General features: G+C 52.5%; 6 protein-coding genes and 2 pseudogenes. 4 read left to right on the top strand and 4 right to left on the bottom strand.

The features are described 5' to 3' along the window. Nucleotides 1-11 precede the first annotated feature (11 nt). The 3 genes from V6P94_RS18715 to V6P94_RS18705 are packed head-to-tail and all read left to right on the top strand — an operon-like array spanning nucleotide 12 to nucleotide 8,598. Nucleotides 12-3,641 (top strand): AAA family ATPase, encoded by a 3,630-nt coding sequence (locus V6P94_RS18715; protein ID WP_338648204.1) that lies wholly within the window; start codon nucleotides 12-14, stop codon nucleotides 3,639-3,641. Next, the gene (locus V6P94_RS18710; protein WP_338648202.1) at nucleotides 3,638-6,769 is read left to right on the top strand and encodes an SNF2-related protein; all 3,132 of its coding nucleotides are present in this window, start codon (nucleotides 3,638-3,640) and stop codon (nucleotides 6,767-6,769) included. Before V6P94_RS18715 ends, V6P94_RS18710 begins: the two co-directional genes overlap by 4 nt. Nucleotides 6,770-6,792: 23 nt before the next feature. Next, nucleotides 6,793-8,598 carry a hypothetical protein gene (locus tag V6P94_RS18705; RefSeq protein ID WP_338648200.1) on the top strand — a complete coding sequence of 602 codons (1,806 nt, stop codon included), beginning with the start codon at nucleotides 6,793-6,795 and terminating at the stop codon, nucleotides 8,596-8,598. 250 nt (nucleotides 8,599-8,848) lie between these two features. On the opposite strand, the pseudogene V6P94_RS18700 reads toward V6P94_RS18705, so the two are convergent. From V6P94_RS18700 to V6P94_RS18685, 4 genes and pseudogenes are all read right to left on the bottom strand, one after another. Continuing rightward, a pseudogene (locus V6P94_RS18700) lies at nucleotides 8,849-8,950 on the bottom strand (DNA repair protein RadC); the annotation flags it as partial. A 24-nt stretch (nucleotides 8,951-8,974) separates the two neighbouring features. After that, entirely contained in the window at nucleotides 8,975-9,529 is a 555-nt protein-coding gene (locus V6P94_RS18695; RefSeq protein ID WP_198809627.1) for a hypothetical protein, read from the bottom strand. Then, on the bottom strand, nucleotides 9,526-14,211 hold the full coding sequence (locus V6P94_RS18690) for a RecQ family ATP-dependent DNA helicase (protein ID WP_153330407.1): 4,686 nt from the start codon (nucleotides 14,209-14,211) through the stop codon (nucleotides 9,526-9,528). Before V6P94_RS18690 ends, V6P94_RS18695 begins: the two co-directional genes overlap by 4 nt. Next, on the bottom strand, nucleotides 14,208-15,170 hold the full coding sequence (locus V6P94_RS18685; RefSeq protein WP_198809626.1) for a DNA-processing protein DprA: 963 nt from the start codon (nucleotides 15,168-15,170) through the stop codon (nucleotides 14,208-14,210). Before V6P94_RS18685 ends, V6P94_RS18690 begins: the two co-directional genes overlap by 4 nt. A 393-nt stretch (nucleotides 15,171-15,563) precedes the next feature. On the opposite strand from V6P94_RS18685, the pseudogene V6P94_RS18680 reads away from it, so the two are divergent. After that, nucleotides 15,564-16,043: pseudogene (locus tag V6P94_RS18680) on the top strand (inovirus-type Gp2 protein); the annotation flags it as partial. Nucleotides 16,044-16,106: the final 63 nt, after the last annotated feature.

Below are 16,106 nucleotides of genomic sequence, written 5' to 3'. Positions count from 1 at the left end.
GAGCAGCAGTAATGACTACGCATATCACCGCTCGATTGGCTTGGCATGCAGATGGCTGGAATGGTCATGTTTGTAAGGACCCTGCTGCCAATACCTTTTGTGTCGGACAACAGTCTTATCCAGGCACCATGATCGGCGAGCAGCGCGATTTGGCCCAAGAACAGAAGGTATGTGGTCAAGGGTGTAGCAAGTTGGGCAAGGATGTACCGCCTTGCATGTATAGCATCAATGCTTTCGGCCAGGACAGGATTCATGCCTTTGCTGATACGCCGGAGTTCTTTCGTAAGGAAGATAGAAGTCCTGATGGCGTGCGCCGCGAGTGGGATATGCCACCGTCCAGTTGCAGCATTTGGCCTTATGAGGAGATGTATAAGGATGAGGTCAAGCTAGCCAGGGGGGGATACGATCCAGACAAACGTTTGGCCGCGGTTCGGAATTTTTTTGCCAAGGTTGAGGTCGGTCGAAGCCTGGTTTTTTACTACGCTAACTTCAGCAACCCGTTCAGTGAGGAAGACAACAAGCGCTATGTGCTACTTGGTGTCTCGCGGGTCAAGGCTCTGGGTGAGGAGCTGTTCTATGACGAATGCAGCCAGGAGACCATAGACCGATATGGTGGATTCGTTTGGCAGCGAGTGGTATCCAGCCACTACCCCGATCAGGGCATGCGGATCCCTTATCACCGCTATACGGATAAGCCGGAGGTGTTGGAGCAGATTCTTGCTGTACCGGCGAACCCACGAGTATGCAAGTACGCAGCGAGGCATGTATCTGACGACGATGCCCTCATTCTGGTAGAGCAGCTACTTGGGGTTGCTTGCCGTCTGCAAGAGCTGGGCGACGATAGCGAAAACTGGGGCAGCCGGATTAGCTGGCTCCAATCAGTGATTGCCGAGCTTTGGCAAGGTCGAGGGCTTTATCCCGGGTTGCCGGCTGTGCTTGATGTCATCGGCTTTCAGGCCGCCATCCCTGGCTTGGTCAAGGCGAAAGCTGAGGAGGCTGTCGCGATCAAGGATGCTGTTTTTGCCTTTCTCGATGGTACTGCAAAAGCGTTTGATGGACTTGCCCTTAACAGCGATGAGGTCAGTAAGGTCAAGCGGCAGTGGCAGCTAAGGACGGATGAGGAGCGAGCACTCAGTCGAGATTTGTTACCTAGGTTCGGCTTGGATGGCACTCAAGTGAGGCGCTTGCTAGGGGAGGATCGAACGACTTATGGCCTGCCGGCCAAATTGAGTGAGATCATCGACAACCCCTACATCCTTTGCGAGTCATATATCGGCGACGGACCGGATGACACCATTGGGCTCAGCAAGATCGAACACGGAATCTTCCCATCGCCCAACATCGCGCCGGCTTTCTTGTATGAGGTGGACGACTGGAGGCGTCTGCGTGCGTTCACGGTCGGTCAGCTGCTCATCAAGTCGACGCAAACATTCCTCGAGTTATCTCAGGTTTTGCATGACGTTAACCATGACTTGAGCTTTGTCGCTGAGTGGAAACGACACCAGTTTACCGAGCGCTACTACGAGGTCGATAAGGAGCACATGCTGGGCGCTCTCGAGTTTCGGGAGCACGAAGGGCAACGCTACGTGTACCTGCGCTCTGCCTGGGAAGACGAGCAACTGGTTTCAAAGTGCTTGCGTGAGCTCAATAAGCGAGCCGACATCAGCTTTAAGGTGCCTCTGACGGAGTCTCATTGGGGCGATTACCTTCGCGATGACTGCAGCATCCTGAGCCGGATGGACGCTGATCAGTACCGGGAGGCGATAGAGGGCCAGATTGCAGTCTGTCAGCAGATTTTTGTCAGGCCATTGTGTGTGCTGGCTGGCTCTGCTGGGACCGGAAAGACGACCGTTATTCGCTCATTGATTCATGCTGTCGAAAGAGTCCACGGCAGCGGAGCATCTTTTCAGCTTTTGGCCCCAACAGGTAAGGCCGCAGATCGCATCCGTGAAAAAACGGGCAAAGCTGCCTCCACCATCCACTCGTTTCTGGCTCAGCGCGGCTGGTTGAATGACAACCTGACCTTCAAGCGGCAGGGAGGTTTTCGAGAGGAGGGTATAGAGACCTACATCGTCGATGAGTCCTCCATGCTCGACCTTACGTTGGTTGCCGCGTTGTTCCGAGCCATCAATTGGAATTCGGTGAGGCGACTCATTCTGGTTGGTGATCCCAGCCAGCTGCCACCAATAGGTCGCGGCAAGGTGTTTGCGGATTTGATCGATTGGCTAGGTAAGGACTATCCCGAGTGTCTGGGGACCCTGTGCACTAATGTGCGGCAAATGGAAAACCGTCTCCAGAAGACGGGCACCGGGATTATTGACCTAGCCTCGCTGTTCATTCGGCGTAACAGCGGTGGCGAGGTAGAGCTTCAGAAGGCCCATGCCGAACAGATGCTTGCCCGAGTTCAAGAGGGAGGGAAGGTCGACGAGGATTTGCAGGTTATCTATTGGAGTGGCCAGCAGGATCTCGAGGACAAGCTGGTGTCTAGTCTGCAGTCGGATATGCAAGCTGATACGGGCCTGACGCTCAATAACGAGAAGCCATATGAGCTATGGCGAGCAGCCTTCAAGAATAAGGAGGGGGTAGATCGCCCTGAGCAATCCCAGGTTATCTCGCCATATCGCGGTGAGTTTTTCGGTACTGATCATCTCAACGGGCTGCTTCAGGTCGCCAGTAAGGGACGGAGGCCGGATCCACATCGGTTGATTGATGGGGTAGCGCTGTTTGATAAGGTCATGCAAATCCGAAATCGTTCGCGCTCCAAGCCTCTGTGGGCCTGGGATACTCATGGACGCTCAAACAAACCTGTAGAGGTTTTCAACGGCGAGCTCGGGTTTGTCAAAGCCCATGCATTGGATGGGAAAAATGCGTTTGGACCCTGGTTCCGAATTAAGCATTTTCAAGTTCTTTTTTCCCGCAAGGAGAGCTTCTGGATCGGCTATGGGCGTTCTCTGGGTAAAACACCCGATGGAAAATGGATTGGGGACGAGAAAGTGGAGGATAACCTGGAGCTTGCCTATGCCATTTCAGTGCACAAGTCTCAAGGTAGCGAGTTTGAGCGTGTTTACTTCGTGCTGCCCAAGAGCAAACAGGCACTGCTTTCACCTGAGCTGCTCTATACCGGTCTGACGCGTGCCAAAAAGCACTGCACGCTTCTGATCGAAGAAGACCTTTCCCCACTGTTAACTCTGCGTCGCCCTGAAGCGTCACATCTGGTAGTTATCAACTCCTCACTGTTTGATATGAGGCCTGTTTCGCAACTGCTCAGCAGAAAGTGTGATTGGTATGAGGAGGGCAAAATTCATCATACGCTTGCCCAGTTCATGGTGCGATCGAAGTCAGAGGTCATCATCGCGAACATGCTGTTCGAGCGTGAACTTCCCTTCGAGTATGAGCAGCCTCTATACGCGAAAGATGGAACATTTTACCTGCCTGACTTCCTGGTTCATTGCCAAGGGCAAACGTACATCTGGGAGCACTGGGGCATGATTTCCGACGAGGGTTACCGCAACCATCGGGAAACCAAGCTTGAGTGGTACGAAAAGCATTTCCCAGGTCAGCTCATTGAAACATTTGAAGGGGCTGAGCTGAGCATGGAATCAGATAGGTTAATTCGGAAAATGCAGGGAGCTCCGGAGTGAGCATTCTGAATCCAGGCGACAAGGTCAGGCTGAAAGCCAATCCGGCGCGGCTCGGCATCTTGGGTAACGAAACCGATGGCCCTGCACATCGACAGCGGGTGTTGGTTTCGTTTCTCGATGGCAGCGAGGATTTCGTTTTGCCCTCGACCCTCGAAAAAGTTGAAAACAAGCCTCTACGCCCCTACGAATGTATTGAACGGGGACGGTTCAGTGGCGAGGATGACCTGCGGGCGGCGATTACTTTTCACCGGCTCAGTGGCAAGCTGGCCAACTTGATCTACAGCCTCAACACTACCAATACCCAGTTTCTGGCGTATCAATTCAAGCCGGTGTTGCAGTTTCTCGATTCGCCCTGCAACGGCATTCTGATTGCTGATGAAGTGGGTCTAGGCAAAACCATTGAGGCTGGCTTGATTTGGACTGAATTGCGCGCGCGATTGGATGCAAAGAGATTATTGGTTGTTTGCCCGGCTATGTTGAGGGAGAAGTGGCGTGATGAGCTGGCCAACCGCTTTGGTGTGCTGGCGGAGATGGTCGATGCAGGAGATTTGCTGAAGAAGCTTCAGGCAGTGCGGGAGCGACCACAGGATGGCTTCGCGGTCATCGCGAGCATGCAAGGGTTGCGCCCACCTCGTGGCTTCAATTCGCCGGATCAAGTCAGTCAGCGCTCTGCTGCTAAATTGGCCAGATTTCTCGAAGATGCAGAGGTGGACGAGCCGTTGCTGGATATGGTTGTGGTCGATGAGGCGCACTATCTGCGTAACAAGGGTACTCAGACCAATCTGTTGGGACGGTTGCTTCGCCCCGTAGCCTCAAGTCTGGTCATGCTTTCGGCCACACCCATCCAACTGCGCAGTTCAGACTTATTCAACCTGCTCAATCTGATCGACGAAGATGCCTTCCCCTACGAGGAGAGCTTTCGATACAGCCTTGAGGCTAATGCTCCTATTGTAAGGTTGCGAGATCGAATTTTGGCTGGGCCAATTACGCGCACGGATTTTGTCGAAGGCCTGGATGAGGCGCTTGAAGCACGCTTTTTCGAGGATAACGAGCAGATCACCTATCTGCGGGGGCATGCCCCCAGTAACAAGAGATTGGCCGATCCCAAAGGGCGGGCAGAGCTGGCTGATCAACTAGACCGAATAAACCCGCTCAGTAAGGTAGTGACCCGTACCCTAAAACGGGACGTGCACGAAGGGCGGGTAGTGCGTGCGCCATACGCGATCCGCGCAACCATGAGCGGTAGTGAGTCCGATTTTTACGAGCAGGTCACTGAAGCGATTCGTGGGTACTGTGTGGCGCGTGCTGTATCCACTGGCTTCATGCTGACTATCCCGCAGCGACAGATGTCCAGCTGTATGGCGGCAGCCTGCCGAGCCTGGCAGAAAAAACATGCTGCTCTGGAGCAGGATGAACTTGAGGAGACCTTGTATGACTTACAAGGTGATCTGCTGGAAGAGAAGGCACCACAGCCTGATGAGATGGGGTCGCTGCTCTCGGCGTTGGTGGATATTGCCCGAGAGGTGGGCGATTACGAAACGCTGAGGCACAACGATAGCAAGTACGCTGAGTTGCTGAAGAATCTGCGTATCTATTGGGCTGACAACCCAGGTAAAAAGGTAGTCTTATTTGCGTTCTACCGGCAGACCCTGGCCTACCTTGCTGAACGTTTACGTGAAGATGGCTATGCCTCTGTGTTGGTCCAGGGGGGCATGGATAAACAGCAGGCGCTGGCGCGCTTTCAAGAACCTCAGGGCCCCAGTATTCTGTTGTCTTCTGAAGTGGCTTCAGAGGGGGTCGATTTACAGTTCTCCAGCTTGGTCATCAACTACGATCTTCCTTGGAACCCAATGCGCATTGAGCAGCGGATAGGTCGAATTGACCGCATCGGCCAGGAAGCTGAGCGGATCATGATCTGGAATTTTATGTATGCCGACACCATCGACGAACGAGTCTATGACCGCTTGCTGGATAGGCTGAATATATTCACGTGCGCGTTGGGTAGTATGGAGGGGATTCTTGGAGAGCAAATTCGGGAGCTAACTCAAGACCTACTTACCCATAAGCTGACTCCGGAAGAAGAGACTCAACGTATCAATCAAGCCAGCCTCGCGATTGAAAACACCAATCGGCAGCAAGAGGAGCTCGAGGCTCAGGCTACTCAGTTAATCGCGCATAGTGACTTCATCCAGAACAAGGTGCGGGCTGCCAAGGAGTTGGGCCGGTACATCCGGGGGGAAGACTTGTTGAGCTATGCACGTGATTTTTTGATCGTGCACTATCCCGGCTCACGTTTTGTGCCGTCTGATCGAGACCCAATGGAATATGACCTTGAGCTTTCCGTGCAGGCTCGAGTCGAGTTCGCTGAGTTTGTAGATCTGTATCGCTTACAGGGGCGAAGCCAGCTGTTGAGTCAACGTCCTAAACCATTGCTCTTCGAGAACCGTCAGGGAAATCCGTCCAGTGCTTTTGAGCGTGTAACGCAGGATCATCCACTGATTCGATTTGTCACCGATCGTCTTCGCCAAGCGGGCAAAAGCCCGGCAAAGTTCCCGGTTTCAGCGATCGACCTTGCCGCATTTGAGGTGCAAGGTTTTGAGCCTGGCATATATGTCTTTGGCATCTATCGCTGGACCGTTTCCGGTACCCGCGACATCGAGCGATTGGAGTATGTTGTTCGGCCTTTTCAGAACGATTGTTTCGTCGATGGGGAGCTAGCAGAGCATCTTGTTAATACCGCAGCACTTTGTGGGAGCCAGTGGTTGAGTGTTGCCAACGAGTTAGACACCGAAGCTGCAGCCGCTTATTTCGATGCTTGTCGTGATCAGTTGGATGAACGTTTTGATGAATTTCAAAGCGCCCAAGGCCGGGAGGATCGTGATCGGCTAAAGATGATGAAAAAGGCTCTCCAATCACATTTGGACAAGCAAGTAGAGCGACTCATAACGACAATCCAGTCGCACCGCTCTTCTGGTGAGGAGCGACGCATGCGCATGATTCCAGCAGCCGAGGGGAAGCTGAAAAAATTGCGTAACAGATTTCAAGAGCGCATTGCTGAGCTTGAACTGAAGAGCGGTGGAAGCTCAGACAAAAACTTCGTAACAGGTGGTGTAATTCGGCTGCTTTGATCTCAAGGGACTGACATATGCGCGTGACGTTAGAAGAAAAGCTTAAAGAAGCCTTCGCCAAGATAGGGCAGGAGCTGCCTGTTCGACCTTTAACTATCCAATCGACGGGGCATAAGCCCGGGCATGCTGGGCGCCATCAGCACGCAGAATGCAAACCCGAGCGGGGCCAGGCACCGGCCGAAGTAATAACAGAACAGACACCGGCGTCCCGACAAGGAGCCGCAAGTAAAAAGAAAAAGGTAGAGAAGGCGCGGCCGCCTCTGTCGTCAAAGCAACCCAATGCAGCAGCTCAGCAACTGAGTATTGACTTGAGCGTTTACCGCCAAGGCGTCAATCCTCGTGAGACTAGAGATGCCAGTACCAGCCCTGATAATCGATATGAAATGTCACTTGGTGCTGACTCTGCACCGTGCTGGGGGCACTCTGATGGAATGAAAACACTGGAGTTACTGAAACTCGAACTAACGGGGCAACAGGTTCAGCCGATACCGAAGGAGGGAATTACTGCTCAGGAGGATCGGGCGTTGGTCCTCGGACTGGATTTTGGTAGCTCCAGTGTGAAGGTCGTTATCGGTGACAGTGCTTTGGAAAAAGCATTTGCTGTGCCATTTCGCAATGCTACTGGATTACCGAGTTTTTTGCTGCCGTGCCGGCTTTACAAAGAGGGAGGAGTGTTTTCGCTTGAAGATGGGGGTAGAGCAATGGCTGATATCAAGTTGGCTTTCCTTGCCCACCCTACAGTTGTTAAGTACCAGCAGCGAGTCGTAGCGTTTCTCGCTCTAATTATCCGAAGAGCGCGTGCCTGGCTGTTTAGCGAAAAGGAAGTAGTTTACCGCTCGAGTAATATTGTCTGGCGAATGGCATTGGGATTCCCTACGGCCAACCACTTGGATCCTGAACAAACGAAGGGGTTTAGGTTACTGGGTGCGGCGGCCTGGATTTTGGCTGGAAGCTCAGAAGAAAAAATTGATGACATTGGGGTTATCGCTGCATTACACCGTGCTGAGGCGCTTGATGCGGGAGAGCTCCCGTCCGATCAGGAGGATGTGGAGCTTTCCGTCGTCCCAGAAATCGCAGCGCAGATCTACGGCTATGTCGCTTCGGAACGGTTTGATAATAATGCCGCTAACAACTTCATGATGGTGGATATAGGCGCGGGGACCATTGATGCTTCTCTTTTTCACGTCAAGCGAGGCCGCGGTAAATGGGACTTTGAGTTTTATACCGCGACTGTTGAGCCCCTTGGCGCTGTCAACCTGCATCGAAATCGTCTGGACTGGTGGGCTCGTGCTATTGAAGAGCGAACATCCAATCGGGAAGATCTTCTGGAGGCGATTTCAGCTGCAAGAAAGGTGACAGATGGCGAGGAAGGAATGCCACAACAGCTTGAAGCCTATTTCTCAGCGGCCAAGGTCCAATTTTTAGATCCTCGCCAACATTCAGACCGACAGTTTTACGGGAAGGTGTTTAAGCAAGTGGGGCACGAAACATATTGGAAGACCTCACGAGGCTACCTGACGCGGGAGCAGCTAACAGATATTCCTGTATATCTGTGCGGGGGAGGGAGCCGTATGCCGTTTTACGGTCGATTGAAAGAAACGTTGAACAACCATCCCAGCCTGTACGAGTGGATGAGAGTGAAAGTCAGGCCGTTGGAGCTACCCAAGCGACTTGATGCCCCAGGGCTTGTGAGAAATGATTTCGACCGTTTGTCAGTGGCTTACGGCTTGAGCTTCCTCAATCTTGGGAAGGTTTTGAAGTCGATACCTAAGTCAGTGATACAAGTTACCGTTTCAGACGGCTGGCGAGATAACTACATCGAGAAATAGGGAGAGAGGCACAATGCGTAAATCATTGGCAATCTTCGCCTCGCCGGACCGCCCGTACTAAGGATTTTTGTTCGCCATGCTTCCACCACTTCTTTCGCATGACTGTTGGCGCTCGTGCCGAATTGACCCACGTGCTGATGCAAGACTGACCCATCTCCAAAACCGCACAAATCCGGCAAAGGTAATAGCTCGCGAAGTATCAGACTGGGTCACTGACATCTCGGCACTGCGTCAATTCCGCGTCGGCGCCAACATTCTTGGACTCAGTCAGTGCCCGGCCTTTAGACAGACGACTCATCGCCAGCTGTTGAGCCATCTGCAGAATGTCGGCCTCAGTGACAGGCGACTCCATGACATAATAACCAACGTCCTCTCGCTAGTGCAGTAAGACATACGCGAGAAATGTGATACCTCCCGCCAACGCAAGTATACCCAAGACAGTCATTGCCTTTAGCGACTTGAGTGACGCCTGATGAGCGCGATTGGCCTGTTCGATCTTCTGCGCCAGTTCACTAATCGTATAGTTCAACTCTTCATTAGCAGCTTGACGTCCTTCGTCGTACTGGACCGGGGTCAGGAAATTGAGCTCGGTAAGCTTCAACAGGATTTTGTCTCGCCCATGCTCGAACTGGTCAGGGGAGAGGATCTTCAGCTCGCCGATGATTCGCAGCACTCTATCCTGGCCTTCTTCCAAGTGAGTCAGCTTCTTTTCGAGATCGGAAAAGCGTTTGTCAAAGTCATCAAACTTGCCGTAACAGTCCTTGATGAGTTGCTTCTGTTCATTGGACAGTGATGCTAGGGCGCCATTGCTCGCATTAATCTCCGAGCGCGCATCGTTTATCGCTCGCAGAATTCCATTGAACTCCGTTACTTGGGAGGCTTGCTCCTCAAGCGAACCTATGACTTTGTTCAGTTTTTGTAAGTCGTTCACCACTCGATTCCTTTATAAATAGTCGTGAGCTTGGCGAGCCTCGTAAGCAGGGGAGTCAAAAGCTGATGGTAGGAATAGGGATCCTCGAATTCGGCATTTATTATTTCAAGGAAAGGCGATTCGGGGAATTTTTCATTAATCAACCTTGCGAAACGGCACTGGGCATCAACCGAGAACAGCGGTTTGAGCTTCAAGGTATCCCGGATCAACGCTTCGACCTGTTCACTGCACTGCTGTTTGAGACGCTCCAGGGACGAGGCCATGCGCCGCTCTCCATCAGCGTCATCGAATTCATCGGTCGTCAGACGGAGTATGCCGCTTAAGTAATTCAGGCAGATATTGTCCTTGTAGGACTCCAGAAAGCGCGAGAGTTGCTCTTTCAGAGTGGAGAGCTTCGCTGTGCTGATGATTTCCTTCGAGTCGGATGCGCTATCTTCCTCAAAAAAGATAGATAGCCAGACAGAGATGTCATCAGGATTTTCCGCAAGGTGAGCCATCAGATGGCTGGACTCGTTGAACTTGAAATAGCCTTCCAGGCGGTTCTTGAAGTCCTCCTCACTGATCTTGCCGGCCGCCAGATCGCTGCATTGCTCATACACTGTTTTTAGTGACTGGCGGCGGTTATACGCAAAATGATCGTATGACCAGAGGAGTAGAACAAGAAAGATGAACTGGTTTTTGTCGATCGTCCCCTTGTCCAAGCGCTCGCACAGGATCCTGTGGTACTGATTGCTGCTTTGGAAGATGTCGCTCAGCTTGAAGCTGGTATCGTATTTTCTGAGCTTAATCTCAAGATTCTTCTGCAGTTGCTCTTCATCGGGGCAACTGAACTCGATCGTCAGCCGGCCCTTGAAGAAATCTTCAACGAGCCAGTCTAAAACGATGCCGAGCTGGAAGAGTCGATAAACCGCCTTTTCAAATTTGAATTTGTCAGTACCAAACTGGGAGGCGCTTGCTGAGATGGTCTGGACATCGCTGTTCTGCAAGAAATACTGATAGATTGCGGTCAGCAGCTTGAACTCATCATTTATAGTGTCGAGGTTTTGCGTCATCAGATAAAGGTTGGTGTTTACATCGCTTTCGCGGCTCAAACCTTTGACGGACTCCTTGAGCTCGGCCACCGAGGTTGCAGCATCCCAGACCTTGTCCAACAGGCCGATATTTCGTTCCTTTGTCAGAAGTACGTAGCAGTCGGCAGGGGCGTCTGTAAACAATCGTTTGTCCCGACCCGCCCGACCGGCCTCCTGGTAGAGGGCTTCCATGGATCCGGGAATGCCATAGTGAACGGTATAAGCAATGTTCCCTTTGTTGACCCCCATGCCAAAGGCTTTGGTGGCGGTCAGCAGGCGGTATTTGCTGGCCTTGAAGTCGTTTTGCACCTCTCGCTTGTAGGCATCGAATGCGTCGCCCCCCATGCTTCCGCTTGACGGCGCTGAGCCTGAAAAAAAGCGGACATCCATGCCCAATGTGGAGGAGAGCTTTCCTGCCAGCTTGTAACAGCCCTTTTGCCCGTTGACGGTCGAAGTAAAGATGATACCAGCCTTCGATCCTTGCTCTGCCGAGGCAGATCCGTTCCACTTGGCCTCCATCTCGTCCACCAGTTGGATCAGTGCGTCAGTCTTGTGGCCCCGGTCATCAATCACATGAAATGACAGCTCTTCCCTGGTGTAATCAAGAGGTGTGCGCACATTTTCATCAGGGATGTTGAATTCCGACTGAATGTCCTTGAGAACATTGACGGAAGCGGTTGCGGTCAAGCCGATGTAGCTGGCATCGGGAGCGAGCCTCTCGATGGTGTTGGCCAGATTTAGGTACGAGGTTCTGAAGTCGTGTCCCCACTCGGATAAACAGTGGGCCTCATCGATCACGGCATAGGCAAAGGCACGATCAAGACCGATGGCGGTCATCTCACTTCGGAAGCTCTGCGTCTGGAACCGCTCCGGGGAGATAAACACGAGGAAGTATTTGCCCCGCCCGAAGTCATTCTGGATCCTAATTTTCTGATCAGGCTTCAGATCGCTGGTGATGAAATTGCTACGCATAAAGCCGATGGTGTCCAGATCAGCCTTCTGGTCATACATCAGGCTCTTGATTGGGCAGACCACGAAACTGATAGCGGGCTGCAGGACCGCAGAAAGCTGATAACAGATCGACTTGCCTGCTCCGGTTGGTAACAGACCGATAGTGCCTTTCCTCGACAATGCGGAGCCGATGATTCCGAGCTGACCCTCTCGAAAATTCACATCGTCCAGCAGAGGGAGGAAAAGGTTTCCGAGGAAGAATTTCAACGCCTCCCTCTGACTGCTTCCCGGGCTTAAATCGAGTTGATAGCAAATGGGCTCGGAGCACGACATCTCGAAGAAGTCGTAGTCAACAAGCGCGCAATTCTCCATGGAGAGCGCATTGGAGTTGGCAAAGCAGCGATAGAAGTCGAGGTAGTGAGTACGTGCATAGATGACATTTGGGTTGACCTGGAACGAGTCATCAAAGCGCTCCAAAATGCTGAAATCTATTAGTAGGGCATCGTCCGAGGGAAAGCTTACTGAGTTTTCGATCTCCTCCAGATCCACTTTAAGCTCCAGCTTCGGCAGCCCCCTGAGCGTCAGTAGCTGCGACAGCAGTTCTGCCAGATCTCCGATGCCTTGATGCGCGAAATCGATACCGTCGCGGTTTAGGAAAGCAAGCTTTTTTGCTTCACCCAGCCGGATTTCGCCACATTCGATCAGCTCCAGAACAAGCAGTTGAAAGCGGATCGCAGCCGTCAATCGAATGCTGGGGCTGCCTATATCGACACCCTCGTTGTAGGCGAGCCGGTAGTCCCGGAGAGTCAGCCCGTTGGGAGGGCTCAGTATCCCCTCTTGTTCAAGCCGGTCAATCATTCTCATATGATCGACAGCGCTGGACATTTTGCCAATGAAGCTCTGACTTTCGGTGGCAATCTCTTCGGTTGTGAATCGAATGGTTTTCAAGCCAAGTGTCTGGGTGAACTCATCGCGGCCTTTGTCATCCACTGACGCTTCATGCTGCTTACCATCAATTTCGAAGATCAGTCCCGCCTGCGGAATGAAAAAATCTACCTGCCGATTTTGGAACTGATCGACGTAGACTTGCGTCATTTCGAAAATATTAACTTCGGGCAGGGTAAGCTGTTTGACGAATTGATATTCACCAAAATACTTCCTCATCAGCTCGTCGAAAAAGCGCTTGGCCGGATAGTTTCCGGTTCTGCTATCTCCTCTGATCAACCGTCGCCAATCAAGAGGCTTGGGCGAAATAAGTGCTTGGCTGGCAAACTCCAGTCCGCTCTGGCAGTACTTGAGCCCAAACGCACTCCTCAGTCTACGTGAGGCGATAGTGGGCTTGCCACGCTGGAGCATATTCCTGAGGACATACACAACATCGAGGATTGGCTTCGACTCAGGTTCCGATGCAATGGAGTAGGATCTGAGGTTGTGGAAAACGAAGTTGTGGTTGGTGTTTGCGTAGTTTGCACTGAACTTTTTGCTGACCAGACGTGCTCTGCCTGAGTGGCGAGGTGCATCAGTCCTTACGCTAGCTGCCTCAGGCAGCTTCTGCGTTGAACTGTAAAGGTTTTGAAAGAGCTGGGCGTTGTGTTGTGCTTCGGTACTGTTGTGCTCGCATTCGGCCCGGTAAAGGGTCTTGACCAGTGTAAAGATGAATACCCGCGCCCTGGGATACGCCTCCGAAAGCGCCCGGACAATGTCGCCGGTTGTGGCGCCTGAAGTTAGTACATCGTCGACAACCAGGAAGGTCGGTCCGCTATCCTCTTGCGACACCGCAATGCTTGGGGTTGCGATATACGCGCCGTGCGCCTGTTGGGCACGTTCCTTTGCCGAGCACATCGTTGACTTAACAAATGGGCGGCTCTTGTGCAGGCAATCAGGGCGGTAGTCGGCGCCGATCGAGGCGGCCAGCCTGGCGCCGAGTAGATCTAATGGGGTGGTGTTGGCAGAGGTATCCAGCTCCGCATGGCCGAAGGCCCTTACGACGAAGTCTATTGGTGGTAGGGAGTCGCAAACCTCCAGCGCTTTGTTGATCCAGCGTTCAACCGCTTTTTTCTCGTGATTTTTGAAGGCCCAGACTTCCTGCTTGATGTCGCCTAGATAATAGCCTAGGTGGAGTCTGTGGCCGTTCTGAATGAGGTTGGTGCGAAATTGCTTCGGCTGGTTATGACCGATGCTGGTCTCGATGCACTCAAGTATTTCGGCCGCGCTTGATCGGTGAGTTCCGATATCAGGAGCCTCTCCCCAGCCGGTTGCGAAAAACTTCACCTGGGCATTGAGTGCACACTCTCTATCCTGCTCGCTATCGCCGATATAAATCGTTTCTTCGCAGGAAACTCCGAAATGCTGTCGTATCTTTTCGACGCCGTCGCTTGCCGGCTTGCGATTCCGAACGTCGTGATACGCAACGATGTAGTCAACGGCAAGTTGAAAGTGCTTTAGAATATTCCGAACATAGTTCAAAGGAGAGTTTGTAAAAAGGGCCACCTTGATGCTGGCGGCGCGGGCTGTGTTAAGTAAGTCAACGGCTTCATGATAGGGTGTGCAGCGCTGGATATTGGACTCCACTTCCCTCCATCTTTTTTGGGCACGCAGCTCCGCTACGGCAGAGGTATCAACAAGCGTTCCATCTAGATCGACAATAATGCATTTGATCATAGAGAACTTCCTGTTTCCCTCGACCTTTCTTCAAAGGATGCTGCCAGCTGAGTGAGCTCCAGGGAGATTTCCGCGTAGGTGTCACGTGTGTATGGCGTTGCTATTCCGGAATTCACCAACTGCTGTGTGCCGCTGATCTGTTCGATGCCGAGGTCCGGATACCCGGCGGCGCTAGCATTGGGGACGTAGACCTTGCGATGCATGGAGTTGGCCGCCTTGACCGCGTGCATGGTTCCGCCGTCGATGGCCGTTTCAATGGCAAAAACCGCCCGCGTGAGTCCTGCCTGAATGCGATCGCGCTTGGCGAAAAAGGCAGGAATTACTTTGGTGCCGGGTGGGTTTTCCGAAACCAGCAGACCGCCCTGGCTAAGTATCTGTTCTGCCAAGCCACGGTGATTGGTCGGGGCTATACTGATCAAGTCGACCAGTACCGCTACGGTATGGCCATGGTTATCAAGGGCTGCGCGGTGTGCGATGGCATCAATGCCGAGAGCTAGGCCGCTGACTATGCAGAACCCTTGTTTGGAAAAGTGCTCCACCGTTTTGTAAGCGATTATTTCGCCTAGTCTGGTGTTGTTGCGGGTGCCGACGACCGCAATGGACTTGGGATATTTTATAAGGTCGCAATTGCCTTTACAGAACAGTAGCGGTGGCGGGTCGGAAAGTGAATTGAGCTGGCTGGGATATTCGGCAGAGCCGTAAACCAAGACATGGATTCCCGCTTCATTCCATTTGGAGATGGACTTCTCATAGTCCAAGCTCAACGCGTCATATTTACCGCTGGCGAATAAATCTTCGACTGTCTGCGTTATCGAGCTGCTGAGTTTTGGTACCTTAGCGAAATCTAGCTCGCGAATCGTCTTCAGGTTGTTAGCGTGGTAAAACTCAATGAGTTTCACCAAGGTGCGGTTGCCGACACCTTTCAAGCTTCGAATTACAAGAATGTCTGTTATTCGCACTGAATTTCCTTATTTCTCTCTCGCCAAACAAAGAGATGACTACCAATCCCGGCATTTTCGCATCGGTAGGATCGCTTTTTCAGATGCCAAGTGCAAATCAAAAGATTTGGGCTGTCCGCTTGCATTCACAGTGTTCATGGGGAGCCTCGTCGCGTCCAACTGCCCTGAGCTCATAGACTGTAAATGACCGTTTTTGGCCGATTCTGTTGAAAAGAGAGCTGCCGGCAGAATCGCGCTCTAAGCGAGCATGGGGGAGTCAAATCAGAACTGTGGCCCAGTGCATTGGCCGTTGAGCATCCGGCCATAGCAGGCCGCTTGGGGTTGCGCTGCGCCGGTGCTGCCATGACACTCACCATTGACCGCTGCGCCGATGCAATCCTGTGCGCGGTATACCGGATGCCTGTGGGAGTTCAGCTACCTGACTACACGTACACGAACCAGGTCATTGAGCGTTTCATCGAGTTTTTTAAAGCCTAAATCCGACATAACCGCAACATAGCTCGCCAATCCAATCCCTATACTCACGACAGCAAGGTCCGATACGTCTGGGCGCGAGAGCATGGCCAGCACTGCAAGCCGCACCACCATCTGGCTATCCTGTTGAACTACGATGCCTTCAACGCGCTGGGTAAGTTTGAGCCCGGCAGGGACAATATGTTCAACCGTCTGGTGGAGGCATGGGCCAGCGCCTTGGGCCTATCAGTAGGGGCTGTCAGCGGCTTGGTCGAGATCCCGCCGAATCCCTACTACCACTTACGTCGTGACGACTTGGTTGGGCAGGCTGTGTTCTTCCACCGAACAAGTTATCTCTGCAAGTCGGCTACCAAGGTCTTTGTGGATGGCAGCCATGGCTTTGGCTGCAGCCGAAGCTGAGTACAAACGCTGGATCACCACAAAAAATAAGTAATTGGGGGCCGTGCCGATGACCGCCCAGGC

This window comes from Pseudomonas sp. ML2-2023-3 (assembly GCF_037055275.1).
In the GTDB taxonomy this organism is placed as follows: Bacteria; Pseudomonadota; Gammaproteobacteria; order Pseudomonadales; family Pseudomonadaceae; genus Aquipseudomonas.
The sequence above is the reverse complement of the archived record's forward strand: the minus strand, read 5'-3'. Positions and strand labels throughout refer to the sequence as shown.

What these genes read in the sequence shown, in the direction of transcription:
- V6P94_RS18715 (WP_338648204.1), top strand. Translation starts at nt 12, where the DNA reads ATGACTACGCATATCACCGCTCGATTGGCTTGGCATGCAGATGGCTGG.
- V6P94_RS18690 (WP_153330407.1), bottom strand. Translation starts at nt 14,211, where the DNA reads ATGATCAAATGCATTATTGTCGATCTAGATGGAACGCTTGTTGATACC.